The organism is Cupriavidus sp. 05L411 (assembly GCF_056398045.1).
On sequence record NZ_JBFTOQ010000003.1, the window covers coordinates 240,088 to 260,388 of the forward strand.

Below are 20,301 nucleotides of genomic sequence, written 5' to 3' on the forward strand. Positions count from 1 at the left end.
TCGCGTTTTTGCGGGGGCCCGTTGCAACAAGGAGCCTCCAATGAAAGGTGACAAGAAGGTCATCCAGCATCTGAACGCGCAGCTGAAGAACGAGCTGACCGCGATCAACCAATACTTCCTGCACGCTCGCATGTACCGCCACTGGGGCCTGAAGAAGCTCGGCGATATCGAGTACAAGGAATCCATTGGCGAGATGAAGCATGCCGATCGCCTGATTGATCGCATCCTGATGCTTGACGGTCTGCCCAATCTGCAGGACCTCAACAAATTGCTGCTGGGCGAAGACACCCCGGAAATGCTCAAGTGCGACCTGAAGCTGGAGCAAGGCGCGCATGCCACCGTCAAGGAAGGCATTACGTATTGCGAATCGGTGGGCGACTACGTCAGCCGCGAGATCCTGGTCGAGATCCTGACCGATACCGAAGAGCACATCGAATTCCTCGAGACGCAGCTCGACCTGATCGACAAGGTTGGCCTGCCGAACTATCTGCAATCGCAGATGGAGCCGGGCGAGCAATAATCCGCCCAGCAGCCGGCCGCAAGTTCGCAAGAACCCAGTGGCCGCAACCGCGCGGCGCCACTCGGTGCTGCCGGTTCCGCCCGCATCCAGGCGGTAACCCTTATCATTCAGATTCCCATTCTTCCCCCAGCCTCACCACCCTTGTCAGGGCCAGTGTGTTCGCGCCAGCTTGAGCGCGATCCGCCTATGCTGCGGAGAAGGGAGCCGAATCGGCATCGCACAACACAACACCACACCAAACCAAACCAAACGACAGGAGCCAGCATCATGGCAGACCCGATCCGCCTGACGCAGTACAGCCATGGTGCCGGCTGCGGATGCAAGATTTCGCCGCAGGTGCTCGACGTGATCCTCGCCGGCAGCGGCAACCAGCATCTCGATCCGCGCCTGTGGGTCGGCAATGCCTCGCGCGACGATGCGGCGGTTTATGCGCTGGATGGGCTGGAGGAGGGCCGTGGCGTGGTCTCCACCACCGATTTCTTCATGCCGATCGTCGATGACCCGTTCGACTTCGGACGCATCGCTGCCACCAACGCCATCAGCGATATCTATGCGATGGGGGGCGATCCGCTGCTGGCCATCGCCATCCTCGGCTGGCCGGTCAAGCTGCTGCCGCCCGAGGTGGCGCGCGAGGTGGTGGCAGGTGGGCGCCGTGCCTGCGAGGAAGCGGGCATTCCGCTTGCCGGCGGGCATTCCATCGATGCGCCTGAGCCCATCTTCGGGCTTGCGGTGACTGGCGTGGTCGACCGCGCGTACCTGAAACGCAACGACACGGCGACCGCCGGCTGCCGTCTGTACCTGACCAAGCCGCTGGGCATCGGCGTGCTGACCACCGCCGAGAAGCAGGGCAAGCTGCGCGCCGAGGATATCCACCTGGCGCGCGACTGGATGTGCGTGCTCAATCGTCCCGGCAGCCGCTTCGGCAAGCTGGCGGGCGTGCGAGCCATGACGGATGTCACGGGCTTTGGCCTGCTCGGGCACCTTGTCGAGATGGCAGACGGCAGCCGCCTCACAGCGCGTCTTGACCACGCCGCCGTGCCGTTGCTGCCGGAAGTGCTGCGCTACGTCGAGGCCGGTTGCGTGCCCGGGGGCACCCAGCGCAACTTCGATAGCTACGGCGCGCGGATCGGCGCCGGGATCGACAACCAGGGCGGCGCGTTGAGCGAGGTGCAGCGCGCCTTGCTGTGCGATCCGCAGACCAGCGGCGGCTTGCTGGTGGCGGTCGAGCCCACCGGCGAGGCCGGTTTCCATGCCGCCTGCGCGGAGTTTGGCCTGGCGCTGGCGCCGGTCGGCGAGTTCGTCGAGCAGGGCCGGTACGCCGTCGAGGTGATCTGATGCGTGAGGATACGGCCGACTTTCGCCAGCTCTTTCTTTCCGGCGTGCCGCTGCTCGATGCGCGCGCGCCGGTGGAGTTCGCGCGCGGCGCGTTTCCGGGTGCAGTCAACCTGCCGCTGATGGACGATGCCGAGCGGCACCAGGTTGGCTTGTGCTATGAGGAGCAAGGGCCGCAGGCCGCGCTCGCGCTGGGCCACCAGTTGGTGACCGGCGAAATCCGCGCGGCGCGAACCGCGGGCTGGGCAGCCTTTGCGCGGGCGCATCCCGACGGCTACCTGTATTGCTTCCGCGGCGGCCTGCGCTCGCAGATCGTGCAGCAATGGCTGCGCGAGGATGCCGGCATTGCTTATCCGCGTGTGACGGGCGGCTACAAGGCGATGCGCAGCTTCCTGATCGAGACCCTGGATGCGGCCGCCGCCGAATGCAGCCTGCTGGTGCTGGGCGGCATGACGGGGAGCGGCAAGACCGAGCTGATCGCCGACCTGGTCACGGGCCCGAGCGGCAGCCGGGACGCCGCCATCGACCTGGAGGGCCAGGCTCGCCACCGCGGGTCCAGCTTTGGCCGGCGCACGGTGGCGCAGCCCACGCAGATCGATTTCGAGAATGGCCTGGCGATTTCGCTGCTGCGCCATCGCACGGCCGGGTTGCCGGCGCTGGTGGTCGAGGACGAGGGGCGCTTCATCGGCGCGCGCAACCTGCCGCAGGCCTTCTACCAGGCGATTCAGGTAGCGCCGCTGGTCTGGCTGGAGGAATCCTTCGAAGCGCGCGTGCACCGCGTGCTGGAAGACTACGTGCTTGGCTTGTCGGCGGAATTCATGGCGGCACTGGGTGAGCAGGCGGGTTTCGCCGCTTACGCGGCGCGCCTGCGCGATGCCATGGGGGCCATTGCCAAGCGGCTCGGCGGCACGCGCTACGAGCGGCTCTCGGACTTGCTGGACCAAGCGCTGGCGCGCCAGGAGGAAACGGGCGAGACCGACCTGCATCTGGGCTGGATCGCCTTGCTGCTGCAGCAATACTACGACCCGATGTACGCCTACCAGCGCGAACAGCGCGAGGCCAGGATCGTGTTCCGCGGCGAGCGCACCGCGGTGCTGGCATTCCTGCGTGAGCGCACCCGCGCCTGACCGCGCGCAGGCCGCCTAGGGGGCGGCTTGCGCGTGCGCGCCACCGCAGACTTCGCAATCGGCCACGCGCGCTAGGCGCATCGTGGTCCATTCCATGCCAAGCGCATCGACCATCAACAGGCGGCCGGCCAGGGTGGTGCCGACGCCCATCAGCAGCTTGAGGGCCTCGGCCGCCTGCACCGTGCCCACCATTCCCACCAGCGGCGCGAACACGCCCATGGTGGCGCAAGCCACTTCCTGCGCCGGCTGCGAGGGCGGGAACAGGCAGGCATAGCAGGGCGCGCCCTGCTGGCGGTGGTCGAACACGCTGATCTGCCCGTCGAAGCGCAGGGCCGCGCCGGACACCAGGGGCACGCTGTGCTGCACGCAGGCGCGGTTGACGGCCTGGCGCGTGTCGAAGTTGTCGCAGCAATCGAGCACGACGTCGGCATCGGCCACCAGGCGCGCTAGCTCTGCGGCGCCAACGCGCGCTTGGACCAGGCGCACGTCGATGCCCGGGTTGATACGCAGCATGCCCTCCCGCGCCGATTCCACCTTGGGGCGTCCGACATTGGCGGTGGTGTGGATCACCTGGCGCTGCAGATTGGTCAGGTCGACCACGTCGTCATCGACCACGGTGATGGTGCCCACGCCGGCCGAGGCCAGGTAGGGCAGGGCGGCAGCGCCCAGGCCGCCCGCGCCAATCACCAGCGCGTGGCTGGCGAGCAACCGGCTCTGGCCCTCGATGCCGAGTTCGTCGAGCAGGATATGCCGCGAATAGCGCAGCAGTTGATCGTCGTTCATGGCGTGCAATGCAAAAGCGGCCCCGCAGGGCCGCTGTTATTCATCAGGATTTCAGGGAGCCTTGCCGGTCGGCGTGCCCAGCGGCGTTCCGATCGGGGCGCTGGCCGGCGGCGCGCCGGCTGGTGCCTTGGTGGCCGGCTTGGCCGGGGTAGCCGCCTTGGTTGCCGCAGGCTTGGACGGCTTGTCCGACGTGGCCACGGCTTCGAGCTTGGACTTGGAGCGCTTGACCGGCTGGCCTTCGAGCTGGGCGATGGCTTGCTGCAGCATGAAGTCCTCGGCCGAGCCGAACTCGATCGGCTTCTTCTTGCGTTCCTTGTCGCGCTCTTCCGGCGTCTTCTTGGCGTTTTCTTCCTCGAGGCGGCGCAGCTCCTCGACGCGGCGCTGTTCGCGCTCGTTCATCTCGGGCTCTTCCGATTCCTGCTTGTTGTGCAGGTGGCGCTCGGTGTCGATCTCGCGGGTGATCAGCGCGTCGTCAGGATCGCCTTCCGGGTTCTGGTCGACCGGGATGTCCGGGCGGATGCCCTTGGCCTGGATCGACTTGCCCGTCGGCGTGTAGTAGTACGCGATGGTCAGCTTGATGCCGGTGTCGTTGGTGAGCGGGCGCACGGTCTGCACGGAGCCCTTGCCGAACGTGGTCTTGCCCATGATCAGCGCGCGCTTGTGGTCTTGCAGCGCGCCGGCAACGATTTCGGAGGCCGACGCCGAGTAGGCGTTGGTCAACACCACCATCGGGATCTTTTTATACAGCGCCGGCAGGTCCTTGAGCGGATCGTCCTCGAGCGAGGACAGCCGGTAGTTGTTGAACGTGGTCTTGTAGACGCGCTTGGCATCTGGCACCTGGCCATTGGTCGAGACCACGGTCACGTCGTCGGGCAAGAAGGCTGCCGCCACGCCGACCGCGCCTTGCAGCACGCCACCGCCGTTGTTGCGCAGGTCCAGGATCACGCCCTTCAGGTTGGGGTTCTTCTGGGCCAGTTCGTCCAGTTTCTTGCCCAGGTCGGCCACCGTGCGTTCCTGGAAGCTGGTCAGGCGGACCCAGGCGAGGCGGTCATTGTCGATCAGCTTGGCCTTGACCGACTGCACGCGGATCTCCGCACGCGTGATCGACACCGGGAAGGTGCGTTCGTCGCTCTTGCGATAGATGGTCAGCGTGACCTTGGTGCCCGGCTCGCCGCGCATGCGCTTGACTGCCTGCTCCAGCGGCAGGCCGCGCACGGGCTTGTCGTCGATGCGGGTGATCAGGTCGCCGGGCTGGATGCCAGCGCGGAAGGCGGGGGTGTCTTCGATCGGGTTGATCACCTTGACCAGCCCTTCTTCCTGCGAGATTTCGATCCCCAGGCCGGCGAAGCGTCCGCGCGTGCCTTCCTGCAGTTCCTTGAAGTCCTTCTCGTCCAGATAGGCCGAATGCGGATCCAGGCTGGCGACCATGCCTTTGATGGCTTCGGTCAGCAGCTTCTTGTCATCCACCGGCTCTACATATTCGCGCTTGATCTGGCCGAAGATGTCGGCCATCAAGCGCAACTGCTCCAGCGGCAGCGGCCCCGGCGAATTCTGCGCCGTGGCCGAGAGTTGCAGCGTGGCGAGCACGCCGGCAACGAGTCCGGCAGTAACAAGACTGATGTTCTTGAGCGTCTTACGCATGAGGGCTGCCTGAACGTGTGAGGATTGTGCTGTGTCGGAGCCGGCCTGGCGCATCGCACCGGCCGGATTTGTCCGACAGTATAAGAGGGAGCAGCAAAAAAGGCCTGGTCCACTGCCTGAGGCGGCCGGGCGAGCCTCGCGGCGCTCGCCCGGCCCGGGCCTCAGTTTGCCTTGCCTTGGTTCGCCACGGCGGCCAGGGAGGCTGCGATCGCTTCCTGGTCGCCCAGGTAGTAATGACGCAACGGGCGCAGGTCGGCGTCCAGCTCGTACACGAGCGGGGTGCCATTGGGGATGTTGATGCCAACGATGTCGTCATCCGAGATCTGGTCCAGGTATTTCACCAGCGCGCGGATGCTGTTGCCATGGGCGGCGATTACCACGCGCTTCCCCGCTTTGATGTCGGGGGCGATGGATTCGTTCCATAGCGGCAGCACGCGCTCGACCGTGTCTTTCAGGCATTCGGTCAGCGGAATCTGCTCGCGCGGCACTTGCGCGTAGCGCGGATCGTCGTAAGCCGCACGCGGATCGTCCGCGTCGAGTGCCGGCGGCGGGGTATCGTAGCTGCGGCGCCATACCAGCACCTGCTCGTTGCCGAACTTGGCTGCGGTCTCGGCCTTGTTCAGGCCGGAAAGCGAACCATAGTGGCGTTCGTTCAGGCGCCATTCGTTCCGGACCGGAATCCACATCAGGTCCATTTCGTCCTGCACGTGCCACAGCGTGCGGATGGCACGCTTCAACACCGAGGTGTAGGCTACATCGAAGGCCAGCCCTGCCTCGCGCAGCAGCTTGCCGCCCAGCTTGGCCTGGGCCACGCCGGTGTCGGTGAGGTCGACGTCGACCCAGCCGGTGAAGCGGTTTTCGAGATTCCACGTGGATTCGCCGTGGCGGATGAGAACGAGTTTGTACATGCTGCTTCCAAAGCGTGAGAAACCTGTGTGCGCCCTGCCACATACCGCCGCACATGTGTCAACTAGGAGACAATAGCGGGTCGCGGGCGCCAAACCGTCTATTTTATAATGCCGCCGACTCAACCCACCGGAATGCCAACGTGAATTTCTTCGCCGACTACAACAACCTTGCCTTGATCGCCCTCGCCGTCGTGTCGGGCGGCCTGCTGGCGTGGCCCGCCATCTCGCGCGGAACCTCCGGCAAGACCGTCAACCCGGCCGCCGCTACCCAGCTGATCAACAAGCGCAATGCCGTGGTCGTGGATATCCGGGAAGCCACCGAATACGCCAAGGGCCACCTGCCGCAAGCCAAGAGTGCGCCACTTTCCGACCTGGCAAGCCGTGCCKCCAGCCTTGCAAAGGACAAGTCCGTCCCCATCATCGTCGTGTGCCAGACTGGCCAGCGTTCGGGCAAGGGTCAAGCAGCCCTGAAGGAAGCCGGTTACAGTGAGATCTATTCGCTCGAAGGTGGCCTTGCCGCCTGGCAGCAAGCCGGTCTGCCCGTCGTCAAGTAAGCGGCGCAGGCGAGCGGCGCCGGGGGTACGTCCGCCGTTGCCGCCGCTGTCCCGGCTTGCGAGCACCCGACCAACCTCCGGATTCCGTTTTTCAAGGAGATGCGCATGGCCCGCGTTGTAATGTACAGCACGGTAGTTTGTCCGTATTGCCAGATGGCCGAGCGCCTTCTGAAGGCCAAGGGCGTGGAGGCGATCGAGAAGATCCTGATTGACCGCGAGCCCGGCAAGCGCGAGGAAATGATGAGCCGCACCGGTCGCCGCACCGTGCCGCAGATCTACATCGACGAGACCCATGTCGGTGGCTTCGACGACCTCTCGGCGCTCGATCGCCAGGGTGGCCTGGTGCCGCTGCTGGCAGCCTGAAGCGCCGCCTGTCTCGCCGCGGGTGAATTCGCCACCCGCGTCATGTACCATATGCGTTTTCCAACCGGGTGCCGACCCGGGCCGTGACCCTGGGCCAATCCCGCCCAGGGTGCCAATGTCCCGCACGCCTGGCCCCCAACGCCCATTTTTTCCGGAAGCCTTTCATGAGCGACCAGCAGAACAATCAGCAGGAAGACCAGCCGTTCTTCAACATCCAGCGCGTGTACCTGAAGGACATGTCGCTCGAGCAGCCGAATTCGCCCGGCATCTTCCTCGAGACCGAAGCGCCGGCCGTGGAAGTGCAGGTGAACGTGGGTGCCTCGCAACTCCAGGAAGGCATCTTCGAAGTCGTGGTGACCGGTACGGTGACCACCAAGGTGCAGGACAAGGTTGCCTTCCTGGTGGAAGCCCACCAGGCCGGCATCTTCGATATCCGCAACGTGCCGGTGGAGCAGCTCGACCCGCTGCTGGGCATTGCCTGCCCGACCATTCTCTACCCGTACCTGCGTAGCAATATCGCCGACGTGATCACCCGCGCCGGCTTCCAGGCCATTCATCTGTCGGAAATCAACTTCCAGGCCCTGTACGAACAGCGCCTGCAAGCCGCGATGGAAGAAGCGGAAACCGCGCAAGGTGGCAACAGCGGCATCGTGATGCCCGACGGCAGCCAGGCTCGTCACTGATCCTGCTGCAGGATGTCGCAAAGACGGGGCTTCGGCCCCGTTTTGTCTTTCCGGTTCGCGTCATTCGTGGCGCGCAAGGCTTAAGGCTTCGAGGCCGAACAAGCGAGGCAAACCGCCATGAAAATCACTGTCTTCGGTGCAGGTGCCTGGGGCACCGCGCTCGCCAGCCATGCCGCAGCGGCCCACGATGTGGTGTTGTGGGGGCGTGATGCCGCCCAGCTGGCCGCTATTGGCGCAGACCGCGTCAATGCTACCTACCTGCCCGGCGTGCCGCTGTCCGGGCGGCTCGTGGTGGAACCCGATTTCGAGCGGGCCGCGGCGCATGCCGATGTCGAACCCGATGGCCTGGTGATCGTCGCCACGCCGGTCTCGGGCCTGCGTGAAATGACGCGCAGGCTGGCCGCGAGCCAGGCCGGGGGCTTGCGCATGCTCTGGCTGTGCAAGGGCTTCGAAGCCGGCACCAATGCGTTGCCGCACCAGATGGTGCGGGAAGAGCTCACCGCCGCCGGCCGTCTCGCCGACACCAGCTACGGCGTGCTGACCGGCCCCAGTTTTGCCCGTGAAGTGGCGTTGGGCCTGCCCTGCGCGCTGACTGTGGCGGGCACTTCGCCGGCGCTGTCCGAGTTGGCGCAGCAGGCTTTCCATCACCATGCCATGCGCATCTACGGCAGTGATGACCTGGTCGGCGCCGAGGTGGGGGGCGCAGTCAAGAACGTGCTGGCGATTGCCACTGGCGCCAGCGATGGCCTGGGCCTTGGCCTGAACGCGCGCGCCGCGCTGGTGACACGCGGCCTGGCCGAGATGACCCGGCTCGGCATGGCATTGGGAGGGCGCGTCGAAACCTTCATGGGCCTGGCCGGTATGGGCGACCTGATCCTGACTGCCACGGGCGACCTCTCGCGCAACCGCAAGGTCGGCCAGCAACTGGCGCAGGGCAAGACGCTGGCGCAGATTCTGGCCGAGCTTGGCCACGTTGCCGAAGGCGTGCGCTGCGCGCAGGCCGTGGCGGCGCTGGCCGCGGCCAAGGGCGTCGACATGCCGATCACGCGCGCGGTATGTGCCGTGCTCTTCGAGGGGCTGCCCGCGGCCGATGCGGTGGCGCGGCTGCTCCAGCGCGATGCACGCGATGAGTGAACGCGCGATGGAAGATCGTCGCCGCGTCCTGAAAGCTCTTGCCGCTTTCGCCATGCCCGGCATGGCTGGCACCGCGCTGGCTGCGCCCGCATCCGCCCAGCCCTGGCCGGTAAAGCCGATCCGCATGGTGGTGCCGTTCCCGGCCGGGTCCTCGCCCGACCTGATCGCGCGCCTGCTGACCGAGAAGCTGGCCGCAGCGCTCGGACAAGCGGTCGTGGTGGAGAACCGTCCGGGCGCCGGCGGCAATATCGGCACCGGCATGGTGGCCAGGGCCGCCCCGGACGGCTATACCTTGCTGCTCACCATCAATGGGCCGCTGGTCACCGCGCCCACCTTGTCGCGCCATCTCGGCTACGACCCGGTGCGCCAGCTCGCCCCCGTGTCGCTGGTGGCGACTTCGCCCAATGTGCTGGTGGTGGATGCCCGCCTGCCGGTGCATGACGTGCGGGAGTTCGTGGCCCTGGCCCGTTCCCGGCCGGGGGTGCTGAACTACGGGTCGGTAGGCAACGGCAGCGCTGCCCACCTGGCCATGGAGCAGCTCAAGGCGGCCGCCGGCATCGACCTGCAGCACATCCCCTATCCGGGGTTCGCACAGATCACTACCGCCATGGTCGGCGGTCAGGTGCAGGCGGGCTTCATGGTGCCGGCCATCGCCATGCCGCTGGTGACCGCCGGCAAGCTGCGCATCATCGCGGTCACCACCAGCGGGCGCACCAGCCTGCTGCCCGCGGTGCCAACCGTGGCGGAATCTGGCTATCCCGGCTTCGAGGCGATCTCGTGGCAAGCAGTGCTGGCCCCGGCGGGCACGCCTGCGCCGGTGATCGACCGGCTCTATCGCGAGCTGGTGGCCATCATCGGCAGCGAGGACGTGCGCGCCAAGATGCGCGCTCAGTATTTCGTGCCGGCCGGCACCGCGCCGCAATCGCTGCGCCAGACCATGGCGAGCGAGAAGGTGCGCTGGGACAAAGTGATCCACGTGGCGGGCGTGCAGCCGGAATAAGGAAGTGCGCCGGTGGCGGCCTCAGGCGCCGCCGGCAAAGCCATTCTGGCGCCAGGCTTCGAACACCACGACCGCGACGGTATTGGAGAGGTTGAGGCTGCGGTTGTCCGGCCTCATCGGCAGCCGGATGCGCTGCGTGGTGGGAAACCATTCGCGCCGCTCCGGCGCCAGCCCGCGCGTTTCCGAGCCGAACACAAACCAGTCCCCGGGCTGGAAGCTGACCTGGCCGAAGGGCGTCGAGCCATGCGTGGTCAGTGCGAACATGCGGGCCGGGTCGGGTCGCTCGCTTTCCATCAGCGCGTCCCAGTTCTCGTGCACGCGCATGCTGGCGTACTCGTGATAGTCCAGGCCGGCGCGGCGCATGCGCGCGTCTTCCAGCGGAAAGCCGAGTGGCTTGACAAGGTGCAGGCGTGCACCGGTATTGGCGCACAGCCGTATCACATTGCCGGTGTTCGGCGGGATCTCGGGTTCGACCAGGACGACATTGAACATGGGGGAGGGGCGGGCCAGGGGCGCCGCAGCCGTGAAACGCTGGGCAGCTTACCCTGCCGGGGGCCGGCTGTCACGCCGGGCCTGTGGGCTGCGCTACGGCGTGCGCAAGGCGACCACCAGCGTCACGCGCGCCGCGCCGTTGGCTTTCAGGACCCGCGCCGCTTCGCCCAAGGTGGCGCCGCTGGTCATCACATCGTCGACCAGGCCGACATGCTGGCCCGCAACGTCATGGCCGGCCCCGAGGCCGAAGGCATCCTGCAGGTTGGCCTGCCGCGCGGGCAGGTCCAGCGTGGCTTGGGCCGGAGTATCGCGCAGCCTCGCCAGCAGCGTCGGCGCGGCGCGCACGCCCAGCCGGCGTGCCAGAGGCCGGGCGATTTCCCAGGACTGGTTGAAGCCGCGCTCGGCAAGGCGCTGCGCGGACAGCGGGATCGGCGCCAGCACATCGGGCAGGGCCAGGCCGGATCTGCTGCCGGACTCGGCCCGCCAGCGGCGCGCCAGTTCGCCCCCAAGCCAGTCCGCCAGCGGCAGCACGCCGCCGAACTTCAAGGCCAGCACCAGCCCGTCCTGCGGGCGGGCGTAGTCGCCCAGCACCAGCGCGTCGTCAAAAGGCGGCGGCTCGTAGCGGCACTGGGCACAGAGCGAGGCTGCGCCTGGCCCGGCGGTGCGCCCTAGCGGCCGGGCGCAGCAGCGGCAACGCGGCAGCGGCGTCAGCAACTCTAGCGCGCAACCTGCGCAGACGGTTTCGTCCTGCACGGTGCCGCAAAGTGCGCAAGCCGCTGGCAGGAGCGTGCGCAGCAAGCGCCGCGCATGATGGCGCAAGGCGCCTTCGCCCGGGCGCGCCAGGCGGCTCGGCACGGGGGCAACTGCCGCATGGAGCACGTCGGGGCCGTCGGCGGCAGGCCCGGCGGTGGGCGCGTATACTTGCGATCCTGTTGCGGCGCCCGCTGGCGCGCGCACCGCATGCCCGACGGCCGCTTTACGCCGGCCGTCATCCTCATTCTTAGTTTCTTGTTGCCTGGTTTGACCGTGTCCCTGCATGACGCCGACTCCCCCGATGCCTATTTGCCGCCCACGCGGCTGACCCGCCTCGCCTTCGACCGGCGCAGCGCTGGATTCGGCCAGCTGGACTTCCTGCTGGGTGAGATCGGCCAGCGCATGCAGGAGCGCATGCAGATGATCCGGCTTGCGCCGGCGCGCGCGCTCGATATCGGCTGCGGCCACGGGCGCGGCCTGGCCGCGCTGCGCGCCCAGTACCCGGATGCGCAGATCGCCGGGATGGATATTTCCGGCGCCATGCTGCGCGAGGCCGCCCAGCGCGATCCCCAGCGCCAGTCCGGATGGCTGGGGCGCCTGCTTGGCAAGCGCCCGACCTTCGACCTGGTGCAGGGCGATCTTGCCACATTGCCCTTCGCCCCGGCCAGCTTCGACCTGTTGTGGTCCAACCTGGCGCTGCACTGGCACCCCGAGCCGCACCGGGTCTTCCCGGAGTGGCACCGGGTCACCCGCGACGAAGGCCTGGTCCTGTTCTCCCTGTTCGGGCCGGATACGCTGGCGCAATTGCGCGCCGCCTTTGCCGAAGTGGACGGCGACACCCACACGTTGCGCTTCGTCGACATGCATGATATCGGGGACATGCTGGTGCACAGCGGCTGGTCCACGCCCGTGATGGACATGGAGACCCTGACGATCACCTATGAGTCGCCGCGGACCTTGCTGCGCGAAGTGCAGGCCTTCGGCGGGCTGCGCCTGCCGGCTGGCGCGAGCCAGGGAGGGCTGCGCGCTCGCCGCTGGCACGCAGCGCTGCTGGCCGCGCTGGAGCGCCAGCGCAATGCCGAGGGGCTGATCCCGCTTACGTTCGAGATCGTCTACGGCCATGCCTGGAAGCTGGCGCCGCGCGGCAAGCAGGCTGTCGATGAGCTCGGCCACGCCGTGGTTCCGCTCGACAAGATCGGGCGCGCGCGGCAGCGCAAGTAACGTCCGCGGCGCTGCTGCACGCATCGGCGGCGCAGTCAAGCGGCCGATGGCGAGCACCGTACTGATGCACAAAAACTTGTCGCGCGCTAGCCCCTTGGTCAAGTAGCGGCCTTGTCCGAGTAGGCGAAGCGCCCTATAATGCGCCAGTTTGTCGCAGTGGTCTCCCTGGCACAATTTGCCCGAAATCGCACTTCAATGGTGCGTCCCAGGCGCAATCGTCCAGGCGTGCATCCAGCGCAGAGTAGTTGGCGATGCAAGGTTGGCGATGCAAGACTTGGGTATCGCACTCCAGACGGCGCAAGGCAAATCCGGCGGCAGTTCCGACGGATTTGGCCCGCCGGACAAAGACTGGCTGATGAAGCGGAATTGTTCGCTGTCTCCGCGCCAGGTTGGCTGGTTTTACCTCTCAATCGTCAGTGTTTCGCTCGCCATCGCTTTGTTCTTCGCGTGGCGAGGGTCATGGCTCGTGCTTCCCTTTGCCGGGCTGGAACTGTTGGGGCTGGGCATCGCCCTGCTGGTGCACGGGCGGCATGCGTCGGACTACGAGCGCGTCAGCCTCGTCGACGGCAGGCTGGTAGTGGTTTCGGTCAGTGCAGGGCAGCTGACACGGCATGAATTCAACCCGCTATGGGTGCGGGTTGAACCGGGTGAATCATTACGGGCGCTGGTGTTGCTGCGCTCGGGCAAGAGCGCTGTGCGGGTGGGGTGTTTTCTGGACCCGTACAAGCGGCGAAAGTTCGCGCAGGAGCTCGCATCGGCTTTGCGTTGCCTCTGAGAGGCAGCGGGGGCCGGCGGGTCACAGATTTGAATCTGTAAATTGGGTAGATAACAAATGAAAATGTGGAAGAAGGCATCCGCAGCGTGTCTGGTGGGGGCGTCCCTGCTCACCGGTCATGCAGCCCTGGCAGTGGAAGACATGCCAGGTGGCCCCGCCGTGCGACAGCTCAATCTGACCGAGCCGGTCACCAAGATCGCCGAGCAGATTCACTGGCTGAACTGGATGATGCTGATCATGTGCACCGTGATCTTCATCGGCGTGTTCGCGGTGATGTTCTACTCCGTGTTCACGCACCGCAAGTCCAAGGGCGCGAAGTCGGCCTCCTTCCACGAAAGCATCACCGTCGAGGTGATCTGGACCATCATCCCCTTCCTGATCGTCATCGGCATGGCCCTGCCCGCCACCAAGACGGTCGTGGCGATGAAGGACACCACCAACGCCGACATCACCATCAAGGCCACTGGCTACCAGTGGAAGTGGGGCTACGACTACCTGAAGGGCGACGGCGAGGGGATTTCCTTCGTGTCCACCCTGACCACCCCGCGTGAGCAGATCAACAACGAGGCCCCCAAGTCGAACACCTACCTGATGGAGGTGGACAACGAGATGGTTGTGCCCGTGAACAAGAAGGTCCGCATGGTGCTGACGGCCAATGACGTCATCCATGCCTGGATGATCCCGGCCTTCGGCGTCAAGCAGGATGCCATCCCCGGCTTCGTGCGCGACACCTGGTTCAAGGCCGAGAAGATTGGCGTGTACCGTGGCCAGTGCGCCGAACTGTGCGGCAAGGAACACGCCTTCATGCCGATCGTCGTGCGCGTCGTCTCCGACGCCGACTACGCCAAGTGGGTCGACGGCAAGAAGAAGGAGCTCGCCGCCAAGGCGGACGATCCCAACAAGACCTGGACCCTGGACGAGCTCAAGGCCCGTGGCGAGAAGGTCTACACCGCCAACTGCGCGGTCTGCCACCAGCCTAACGGCAAGGGCGGCGGCGCCTTCCCGGCTCTCGACGGCTCCAAGATCGTCAATGGCCCGGATGCCGGCCAGATGCATATCCTGCTGGAAGGCAAGGGTGCCATGCCGGTGTGGAAGCACCTCTCGGATACCGAGCTCGCTGCCGTCATGACCTACACCCGCAACAACTGGGGTAACAAGACGGGTGAAGTGATTCAACCGAGCGATTTCGTGAATGCGCGTGCCGGCAAGTTCCGCGAAGGCGGCGGCGCACCTGGCGCGAGCGGCGATGCCGCGCCCAAGACGGAAGACAAGCCCGCTGCCAAGCAGGCCAGCGCCGCGGGCGACCGCGCCGCAGGTTGAACAGGATTTCAGGAGTTTTCGCGATGAGTACTGCTACCCCGGACGCGCTCGCCCACCCGCACGACCACGCGCATGACGATCACCACGATCAACCGCATGGCTGGCGCCGTTGGCTGTTTGCCACCAACCACAAGGACATCGGTACGCTGTACCTGCTGTTCTCGTTCACCATGCTGCTGTCTGGCGGCGCGCTGGCACTGCTGATCCGTCTCGAGCTGTTCGAGCCGGGCTTGCAGTTCTTCCGCCCGGAACTGTTCAATCAGTTCACCACCATGCACGGCCTGATCATGGTGTTCGGCGCGATCATGCCGGCCTTCGTCGGCTTTGCCAACTGGATGATCCCGCTGCAGATCGGCGCATCCGACATGGCATTCGCGCGGATGAACAACTTCAGCTTCTGGCTGATGCCCCCTGCAGCGCTGCTGCTGGTGCTGTCGTTCTTCGCGCCGGGCGGCGCCACCGCCGCCGGCTGGACCCTGTACGCGCCGCTGTCGGTGCAGATGGGCCCCGGCATGGACATGGCGATTTTCGCCATGCACATCATGGGCGCGTCGTCGATCATGGGCTCGATCAACATCATCGTCACGGTGCTCAATATGCGCGCACCCGGCATGACGCTGATGAAGATGCCGATGTTCTGCTGGACCTGGCTGATCACCGCCTACCTGCTGATCGCCGTGATGCCGGTGCTGGCTGGCGCCATCACCATGGTGCTGACCGACCGTCACTTCGGCACGAGCTTCTTCTCGGCTGCCGGCGGCGGCGACCCGGTGATGTACCAGCACATCTTCTGGTTCTTCGGCCACCCCGAGGTCTACATCATGATCTTGCCGGCGTTCGGGATCGTCTCGCACGTCGTGCCGACCTTCGCCCGCAAGCGCCTGTTCGGCTATAGCTCGATGGTCTACGCGACCGCTTCGATCGCCATCCTGTCGTTCATCGTGTGGGCTCACCACATGTTCACGACCGGCATGCCCGTGACCGGCCAGCTGTTCTTCATGTACGCCACCATGCTGATCGCGGTGCCGACGGCTGTGAAGATCTTCAACTGGATCGCCACCATGTGGCGCGGCTCGATGACCTTCGAGACCCCGATGCTGTTCGCGATCGGCTTCATCTTCGTGTTCACCATCGGCGGCTTCACCGGCCTGATGCCGGCGGTGGCCCCGATCGACATCCAGTTGCAGGACACCTACTTCATCGTTGCCCACTTCCACTACGTGCTGGTGGCGGGCTCGCTGTTCGCGATGTTCTCGGGTTTCTACTACTGGGGTCCGAAGTGGAGCGGTTTCATGTACAACGAAACCCGCGGCCAGATCCACTTCTGGGGCTCGATGATTTTCTTCAACATCACCTTCTTCCCGATGCACTTCCTGGGCCTGGCCGGCATGCCGCGTCGCTATGCCGACTACCCGACCCAGTTCGCGGATTTCAACGCGATTGCATCGATCGGCGCACTGGGCTTCGGCCTGATGCAGGTGTATTTCTTCTTCTTCGTGGTGCTGCCGTCCTACCGTGGCGGCAAGGCAGCCGGGGACAAGCCTTGGGATGGCGCCGAGGGCCTGGAATGGACCGTGCCGTCGCCGGCCCCGTTCCACACCTTTGAAGTGCCGCCGCAAGTCAAGTAAGCCGCAGTCAGGCAAGCCGCAATAAGCACGGAAGGATGGGCACTGCCCGTCCTTCCGTGCCACGCAAGCAAGGTGTTATGCAGGATCCAAACAAAAGTCCATCGCAGGCAGACCGCAAGGCCTCCAATCGTCGTCTCGGCCTGATCCTTTTCTCGATCGTGATGGTTTTCTTTTTGGGTTTCTTCGCCAAGATGATCTTTCTCGGCTGAAGCTGCAGGGTATTGAGATGAGCGCGAACCAGCAGTCAAGCAATGCCACCGACAAGAAGTTCAACCGCGGGATGATGCTGCGGCTGTTGGTGGTGGTGGCGTTGATGTTCTCGTTTGGCTATGCGCTGGTGCCGCTGTACAAGAAGATCTGCGAGATCACCGGCCTGAACGTGGTGACCACGCGCGACCTGTACGGTGGCCAGGTCAAGAACACGCAGGTGGACAAAACCCGCACGATCACGGTCGAGTTCGACTCCAATGCGCGCGGGCCCTTTGCCTTCCGTCCAGTCAAGAGCAGCATGGAAGTGCACCCGGGCGAGATGACCACCATCGTCTACGAAGTGGCGAACGGCCAGGCACGCGATATCTCGGCGCAGGCCATCCCGAGCTACCTGCCCAAGCTGGCTACGCAGTATTTCAAGAAGATCGAGTGCTTCTGCTTCAAGGAGCAGACGCTGAAGGCGAAGGAAGCACGCGAGATGCCGGTTGTGTTCGTGATCGATCCGGACCTGCCGAAAGACGTGAAGAACATTACGCTGTCCTATACCTTCTTCGAGATCGGGACGCCGGTGGCGCAAGCGCCGCAAGGTCCCCTCGACGCGCAGCCAGCAGGCGCGGGCAAGGGCATTTGAGTTTGCAGGCGAGGCAGGTTGCAGGGGAAAAACCGTGGATGAGATGAAGGACGCGGTCAAGCGCAAGCTGTCATTTGCGCAGACGCTGCGCGCGGTGTTCTGGTCGTTTATCGGCCTGCGCAAGGGCAGCGAGCATGAGCGCGACATGGCACAGCTCAACCCGGTCCATGTGATCATTGCTGGCCTGATCGGGGTAGCCATCCTGATCGCGGTGCTGATCACGGTCGTGCGTGTGGTGGTAGGGTGAGGCCATGCAGCGCAAAGCACGGGCAGGGCAGGAGTAAGTAAAAAGAGCAGGGCAAAAGCATGCCGCCGGCCTCGTCAGGGCCGGATGTGCGGATAACGATTACTGAATCAGAGACTCTGAGCTGGAGAAAAAAGAATGAGTGCGAACCGCGCAAACGCTCCGTACTACTTCGTACCGGGCCCCTCGCGCCATCCGATCACGGCTAGCTTTGGCTTGCTGCTGACGGCTGGGGGTGCTGCTGGCTGGGTAAACGGGCAGACCTGGGGGCCTTACCTGTGCGGCCTGGGCCTGCTGTGGTTCCTGTTCGTGCTCAAGAGCTGGTTCGGCGAGGCGATCAACGAATCCGAGACGGGCAAGTACGGCAAGAACATCGACCTGTCCTTCCGCTGGTCGATGGGCTGGTTCATCTTCTCCGAGGTGATGTTCTTCGCGGCGTTCTTCGGCGCGCTGTTCTACGCCCGTAACATCGCCATGCCGTGGCTCGGCGACCTGAACAACAAGATCCTGTGGCCCGACTTCGCCGCCGTATGGCCGAACCTCGGACCGGCCGGTGTCGTGGAGAGCTTCCAGACCATGGGCCCGTGGCCGATCCCCACGATCAACACCGCCTTGCTGCTGATGTCCGGCGTGACGCTGACCTGGGCGCACCATGCGCTGCTGGCCAACAAGCGTAGCCAGCTGATCCAGGGCCTGGTGCTGACCATCCTGCTGGGCGCGGTCTTCATGTGCTTTCAGGTGTACGAATACCACCACGCGTATTCGGAGCTGAACCTCAAGCTGACCTCGGGCATCTACGGTTCCACCTTCTTCCTGCTGACCGGCTTCCACGGTTTCCACGTGACGCTCGGCGCGATCATGCTGACGGTGGTGCTGGTGCGCGTGCTCAAGGGCCAGTTGACGCCCGACCATCACTTCGCATTCGAAGGCGCCGCCTGGTACTGGCACTTCGTCGACGTGGTGTGGCTGTTCCTCTACATCGTGGTGTACTGGCTGTAAGACACCCGATTGCAGTGCCCGCCGGCCACGCCGGCGGCATCGCGGGGGAGGTTCTCCTCCTTCGCGAGGAACAACAAAAAACAAGCGCCGCAGGGGAAGTAGCCAGCCTGCGGCGCTTGTTTTTTGTGGTTTGAACCTGGCGTAGCCAGGCCGCGCCGGCTTCAGGGCGCCATGCGGATGCCCGTGCTCTGTATCCATCCCATCCAGTGCGAGAACAGGATGAAGACGAACAGGGCCACCGAGAAGCCGACCCGGAACATCAGCGAGCGCATCATGTTTGGCGTCCTGCCGCGGTCGCGCATCATGAAGAACAGGGCGGAGGCCAGGCTACCGATGATGAGGAAGAACGCGATGAGGATGACGATGCGCATGGAGGGCCCGCAAGCGCGGGGTCTGCTAGGGATAGAGTGCCATTATCGCATCGGCGCGCGTGGCAACGGCCTCGGGAAATGCCAGGGAGGCCGCACGTGAAGCTGTGGCGCGCACTGAGCCCGCTGCCCACCATTGCCGCGCTGGTGGTGATCGCAGTCACCTGTGCCTTGGGCAACTGGCAACTGAATCGGGCCCACGAAAAAGTGGCGCGGGCCGCGCGCCTTGAGGCGCTGGCTGCCCAGCCGCCGCTGGAGATCGGGCGCAGTCTGGTGGATGGCGCGCTGGCGGAGCGGCGCGTGCACGTGCGCGGGCGCTTCGATGCAGCGCATACGGTTTTGCTGGACAATCGCCCCCACGGCAACGGCACCGATAGCCGTGCCGGATTCATGGTGCTGACGCCGCTGCGGGTTGCCGGGGGCGATGCGGCCGCGCCGGCCGTGCTGGTGCTGCGCGGCTGGCTGCCGCGCGATGCGCAGGATCGCACCCATATCGCGCCGTTCCCGACACCGGAAGGCGAGGTGGAGCTGGACGGCACCGCGCTGGCGACCGCGCCCAGGGTCTTCAGCCTGGGCCGGGGCGCGAATGCCGAGGCCGGCCAGAAGATCCGCCAGAATGTCGATCTCGCCGCTTATGCAGCGGAGCTTGGCGTACCCCTGCAGCCCTTTGTGCTGGAACAGCGCAACGACAACGGCGACGGTCTGGCGCGCGACTGGGCGCCAGCGGACATCGGCGCGGATCGCCACTATGGTTATGCCTTTCAGTGGTTCGGGCTGGCGGCGCTGACCCTGGTGCTGCTGGTGGCGCTGAGCTGGCGGCGCGCTGCCCGCATGACGGCTTGAGCATTCCCGCGGGTGGCACCCGTATCACCCACGAACCACAGCGGCGCGTTGCGGTCAGATGAGCGCAACCGCCCCTAACGACAGACAGACGACAGACAGACGAAACACTATGCAACAGCCAGATCCCGCTTCGGCCCAGGCCGCCCGCGCCGCGCCGCAAGACTCGCGCATCGACGCCCGCACCCGTCGCGGCCGCATCCAGATGCTGCTGCTTCTGCTGGTGTGCGCTTCGCCTGTCATCGCTTCCTACCTGACGTACTACGTGTTCAAGCCGGCGGGCGGTTCCACCAACTACGGCACGCTGATCGAGCCGCAGCGCCCCATGCCCGCGATACAGATCGGCAACGAGCGTGCCGAGTCCGTGCCGCTGGATAGTTTCAAGGGCAAGTGGCTGCTGGTGACGGCGGATGGCGCGGCCTGCGACGAAGCCTGCGCCAAGAAACTGTTCACCATCCGCCAGATCCGCGCGGGGCAAGGCCAGGACCGCGAGCGCATCGTGCCGGTGTGGCTGATCAGTGACGAAGGCCCGATCGATTCCCGCCTGTCAGCCGCCTACAACGAGCCCTATGCCGGCGTGCGCTTCCTGCGCGCCAACCGCGAGGCCATGCAGAAATGGCTGCCGGCGGAACCGGGTGCCCGGATCGAGGACAGCCTGTTCCTGATCGACCCGCTGGGTAACCTGATGATGCGCTTCCCCAAGGAGCCGGACCCCAAGAAGATGAGCTCCGACCTGAAGAAGCTGCTCAAGTACTCTCACATCGGGTGAGGCGCG

General features: G+C 65.4%; 24 protein-coding genes. 18 read left to right on the forward strand and 6 right to left on the reverse strand.

Annotated features, from left to right (window positions below; all coding sequences use genetic code 11):
* The first annotated feature begins 40 nt into the window (after positions 1-40).
* The 3 genes from bfr (at position 41) to mnmH (ending at position 2,979) form a co-directional block, all read left to right on the forward strand.
* Positions 41-520 (forward strand): bacterioferritin, encoded by a 480-nt coding sequence (bfr, locus tag AC1DQR_RS05060; RefSeq protein ID WP_006159487.1) that lies wholly within the window; start codon positions 41-43, stop codon positions 518-520.
* Positions 521-787: 267 nt separating this feature from the next.
* Positions 788-1,855: a selenide, water dikinase SelD gene (gene selD, locus AC1DQR_RS05065; protein ID WP_416047504.1), complete on the forward strand. Its 1,068-nt coding sequence runs from the start codon at positions 788-790 to the stop codon at positions 1,853-1,855.
* Positions 1,855-2,979 carry a tRNA 2-selenouridine(34) synthase MnmH gene (gene mnmH / locus AC1DQR_RS05070; RefSeq protein WP_416047505.1) on the forward strand — a complete coding sequence of 375 codons (1,125 nt, stop codon included), beginning with the start codon at positions 1,855-1,857 and terminating at the stop codon, positions 2,977-2,979. Before selD ends, mnmH begins: the two co-directional genes overlap by 1 nt.
* Before the next feature lie 15 nt (positions 2,980-2,994).
* Here the strand turns inward: mnmH and AC1DQR_RS05075 are convergent, their stop codons facing one another.
* From AC1DQR_RS05075 to gpmA, 3 genes are all read right to left on the reverse strand, one after another.
* A complete protein-coding gene (locus AC1DQR_RS05075) occupies positions 2,995-3,762 on the reverse strand; it encodes a HesA/MoeB/ThiF family protein (RefSeq protein WP_183032038.1) in 768 nt (255 codons plus the stop codon).
* Positions 3,763-3,813: 51 nt separating this feature from the next.
* Entirely contained in the window at positions 3,814-5,403 is a 1,590-nt protein-coding gene (locus AC1DQR_RS05080) for a S41 family peptidase (RefSeq protein WP_416047506.1), read from the reverse strand.
* Positions 5,404-5,564: 161 nt separating this feature from the next.
* A complete protein-coding gene (gpmA, locus tag AC1DQR_RS05085) occupies positions 5,565-6,311 on the reverse strand; it encodes a 2,3-diphosphoglycerate-dependent phosphoglycerate mutase (RefSeq protein WP_416047507.1) in 747 nt (248 codons plus the stop codon).
* A 140-nt stretch (positions 6,312-6,451) separates the two neighbouring features.
* On the opposite strand from gpmA, the gene AC1DQR_RS05090 reads away from it, so the two are divergent.
* The 5 genes from AC1DQR_RS05090 (at position 6,452) to AC1DQR_RS05110 (ending at position 10,045) form a co-directional block, all read left to right on the forward strand.
* A complete protein-coding gene (locus AC1DQR_RS05090) occupies positions 6,452-6,865 on the forward strand; it encodes a rhodanese-like domain-containing protein (RefSeq protein ID WP_477132633.1) in 414 nt (137 codons plus the stop codon).
* A 105-nt stretch (positions 6,866-6,970) separates the two neighbouring features.
* Positions 6,971-7,228 carry a glutaredoxin 3 gene (grxC, locus tag AC1DQR_RS05095; RefSeq protein ID WP_043343338.1) on the forward strand — a complete coding sequence of 86 codons (258 nt, stop codon included), beginning with the start codon at positions 6,971-6,973 and terminating at the stop codon, positions 7,226-7,228.
* A 164-nt stretch (positions 7,229-7,392) separates the two neighbouring features.
* Positions 7,393-7,911, forward strand: a complete 519-nt coding sequence (secB, locus tag AC1DQR_RS05100) for a protein-export chaperone SecB (protein WP_043343340.1) — start codon at positions 7,393-7,395, stop codon at positions 7,909-7,911.
* Between the two features lie 117 nt (positions 7,912-8,028).
* On the forward strand, positions 8,029-9,045 hold the full coding sequence (locus AC1DQR_RS05105; protein ID WP_043343344.1) for an NAD(P)H-dependent glycerol-3-phosphate dehydrogenase: 1,017 nt from the start codon (positions 8,029-8,031) through the stop codon (positions 9,043-9,045).
* A 7-nt stretch (positions 9,046-9,052) separates the two neighbouring features.
* Positions 9,053-10,045: a Bug family tripartite tricarboxylate transporter substrate binding protein gene (locus AC1DQR_RS05110; RefSeq protein WP_477132634.1), complete on the forward strand. Its 993-nt coding sequence runs from the start codon at positions 9,053-9,055 to the stop codon at positions 10,043-10,045.
* Between the two features lie 21 nt (positions 10,046-10,066).
* On the opposite strand, the gene trmL is transcribed toward AC1DQR_RS05110, so the two are convergent.
* Positions 10,067-10,537, reverse strand: coding sequence for a tRNA (uridine(34)/cytosine(34)/5-carboxymethylaminomethyluridine(34)-2'-O)-methyltransferase TrmL (gene trmL / locus AC1DQR_RS05115; RefSeq protein WP_416047510.1), 471 nt, complete (start codon positions 10,535-10,537; stop codon positions 10,067-10,069).
* Positions 10,538-10,630: 93 nt separating this feature from the next.
* Positions 10,631-11,392: a phosphoribosyltransferase family protein gene (locus AC1DQR_RS05120; protein WP_416047511.1), complete on the reverse strand. Its 762-nt coding sequence runs from the start codon at positions 11,390-11,392 to the stop codon at positions 10,631-10,633.
* Positions 11,393-11,563: 171 nt separating this feature from the next.
* Between AC1DQR_RS05120 and AC1DQR_RS05125 the strand changes: the two genes are divergently transcribed.
* From AC1DQR_RS05125 to AC1DQR_RS05160, 8 genes are all read left to right on the forward strand, one after another.
* A complete protein-coding gene (locus AC1DQR_RS05125; protein WP_416047512.1) occupies positions 11,564-12,511 on the forward strand; it encodes a methyltransferase domain-containing protein in 948 nt (315 codons plus the stop codon).
* 265 nt (positions 12,512-12,776) lie between these two features.
* On the forward strand, positions 12,777-13,286 hold the full coding sequence (locus AC1DQR_RS05130; protein WP_253929796.1) for a DUF2244 domain-containing protein: 510 nt from the start codon (positions 12,777-12,779) through the stop codon (positions 13,284-13,286).
* Positions 13,287-13,343: 57 nt separating this feature from the next.
* Positions 13,344-14,606 (forward strand): cytochrome c oxidase subunit II, encoded by a 1,263-nt coding sequence (gene coxB, locus AC1DQR_RS05135; RefSeq protein WP_183032045.1) that lies wholly within the window; start codon positions 13,344-13,346, stop codon positions 14,604-14,606.
* Positions 14,607-14,629: 23 nt separating this feature from the next.
* Entirely contained in the window at positions 14,630-16,234 is a 1,605-nt protein-coding gene (gene ctaD / locus AC1DQR_RS05140) for a cytochrome c oxidase subunit I (RefSeq protein WP_150989700.1), read from the forward strand.
* A 77-nt stretch (positions 16,235-16,311) separates the two neighbouring features.
* Complete coding sequence (locus tag AC1DQR_RS05145; protein WP_006159470.1) at positions 16,312-16,443, forward strand: cytochrome oxidase small assembly protein; 132 nt, start codon at positions 16,312-16,314, stop codon at positions 16,441-16,443.
* Between the two features lie 17 nt (positions 16,444-16,460).
* Complete coding sequence (locus tag AC1DQR_RS05150) at positions 16,461-17,075, forward strand: cytochrome c oxidase assembly protein (protein WP_150989703.1); 615 nt, start codon at positions 16,461-16,463, stop codon at positions 17,073-17,075.
* A 34-nt stretch (positions 17,076-17,109) separates the two neighbouring features.
* The gene (locus AC1DQR_RS05155; protein ID WP_035861042.1) at positions 17,110-17,322 is read left to right on the forward strand and encodes a DUF2970 domain-containing protein; all 213 of its coding nucleotides are present in this window, start codon (positions 17,110-17,112) and stop codon (positions 17,320-17,322) included.
* Between the two features lie 135 nt (positions 17,323-17,457).
* A complete protein-coding gene (locus AC1DQR_RS05160) occupies positions 17,458-18,318 on the forward strand; it encodes a cytochrome c oxidase subunit 3 (RefSeq protein ID WP_006159467.1) in 861 nt (286 codons plus the stop codon).
* A gap of 161 nt (positions 18,319-18,479) precedes the next feature.
* Here the strand turns inward: AC1DQR_RS05160 and AC1DQR_RS05165 are convergent, their stop codons facing one another.
* A complete protein-coding gene (locus tag AC1DQR_RS05165; protein ID WP_006159466.1) occupies positions 18,480-18,689 on the reverse strand; it encodes a twin transmembrane helix small protein in 210 nt (69 codons plus the stop codon).
* A gap of 96 nt (positions 18,690-18,785) precedes the next feature.
* Between AC1DQR_RS05165 and AC1DQR_RS05170 the strand changes: the two genes are divergently transcribed.
* Together AC1DQR_RS05170 and AC1DQR_RS05175 are read left to right on the forward strand one after the other, a co-directional pair.
* Positions 18,786-19,529 (forward strand): SURF1 family protein, encoded by a 744-nt coding sequence (locus AC1DQR_RS05170; RefSeq protein WP_477132635.1) that lies wholly within the window; start codon positions 18,786-18,788, stop codon positions 19,527-19,529.
* A 109-nt stretch (positions 19,530-19,638) separates the two neighbouring features.
* Entirely contained in the window at positions 19,639-20,295 is a 657-nt protein-coding gene (locus AC1DQR_RS05175) for an SCO family protein (protein WP_416047514.1), read from the forward strand.
* Positions 20,296-20,301 lie beyond the last annotated feature (6 nt).

Excerpts from the sequence above, each read along its gene's own strand:
- bfr (WP_006159487.1), top strand. The coding sequence starts at position 41 with ATGAAAGGTGACAAGAAGGTCATCCAGCATCTGAACGCGCAGCTGAAG.
- selD (WP_416047504.1), top strand. The coding sequence starts at position 788 with ATGGCAGACCCGATCCGCCTGACGCAGTACAGCCATGGTGCCGGCTGC.
- mnmH (WP_416047505.1), top strand. The coding sequence starts at position 1,855 with ATGCGTGAGGATACGGCCGACTTTCGCCAGCTCTTTCTTTCCGGCGTG.
- AC1DQR_RS05075 (WP_183032038.1), bottom strand. The coding sequence starts at position 3,762 with ATGAACGACGATCAACTGCTGCGCTATTCGCGGCATATCCTGCTCGAC.
- AC1DQR_RS05080 (WP_416047506.1), bottom strand. The coding sequence starts at position 5,403 with ATGCGTAAGACGCTCAAGAACATCAGTCTTGTTACTGCCGGACTCGTT.
- gpmA (WP_416047507.1), bottom strand. The coding sequence starts at position 6,311 with ATGTACAAACTCGTTCTCATCCGCCACGGCGAATCCACGTGGAATCTC.
- grxC (WP_043343338.1), top strand. The coding sequence starts at position 6,971 with ATGGCCCGCGTTGTAATGTACAGCACGGTAGTTTGTCCGTATTGCCAG.
- secB (WP_043343340.1), top strand. The coding sequence starts at position 7,393 with ATGAGCGACCAGCAGAACAATCAGCAGGAAGACCAGCCGTTCTTCAAC.
- AC1DQR_RS05105 (WP_043343344.1), top strand. The coding sequence starts at position 8,029 with ATGAAAATCACTGTCTTCGGTGCAGGTGCCTGGGGCACCGCGCTCGCC.
- AC1DQR_RS05110 (WP_477132634.1), top strand. The coding sequence starts at position 9,053 with ATGGAAGATCGTCGCCGCGTCCTGAAAGCTCTTGCCGCTTTCGCCATG.
- trmL (WP_416047510.1), bottom strand. The coding sequence starts at position 10,537 with ATGTTCAATGTCGTCCTGGTCGAACCCGAGATCCCGCCGAACACCGGC.
- AC1DQR_RS05130 (WP_253929796.1), top strand. The coding sequence starts at position 12,777 with ATGCAAGACTTGGGTATCGCACTCCAGACGGCGCAAGGCAAATCCGGC.
- coxB (WP_183032045.1), top strand. The coding sequence starts at position 13,344 with ATGAAAATGTGGAAGAAGGCATCCGCAGCGTGTCTGGTGGGGGCGTCC.
- ctaD (WP_150989700.1), top strand. The coding sequence starts at position 14,630 with ATGAGTACTGCTACCCCGGACGCGCTCGCCCACCCGCACGACCACGCG.
- AC1DQR_RS05145 (WP_006159470.1), top strand. The coding sequence starts at position 16,312 with ATGCAGGATCCAAACAAAAGTCCATCGCAGGCAGACCGCAAGGCCTCC.
- AC1DQR_RS05150 (WP_150989703.1), top strand. The coding sequence starts at position 16,461 with ATGAGCGCGAACCAGCAGTCAAGCAATGCCACCGACAAGAAGTTCAAC.
- AC1DQR_RS05160 (WP_006159467.1), top strand. The coding sequence starts at position 17,458 with ATGAGTGCGAACCGCGCAAACGCTCCGTACTACTTCGTACCGGGCCCC.
- AC1DQR_RS05165 (WP_006159466.1), bottom strand. The coding sequence starts at position 18,689 with ATGCGCATCGTCATCCTCATCGCGTTCTTCCTCATCATCGGTAGCCTG.
- AC1DQR_RS05175 (WP_416047514.1), top strand. The coding sequence starts at position 19,639 with ATGCAACAGCCAGATCCCGCTTCGGCCCAGGCCGCCCGCGCCGCGCCG.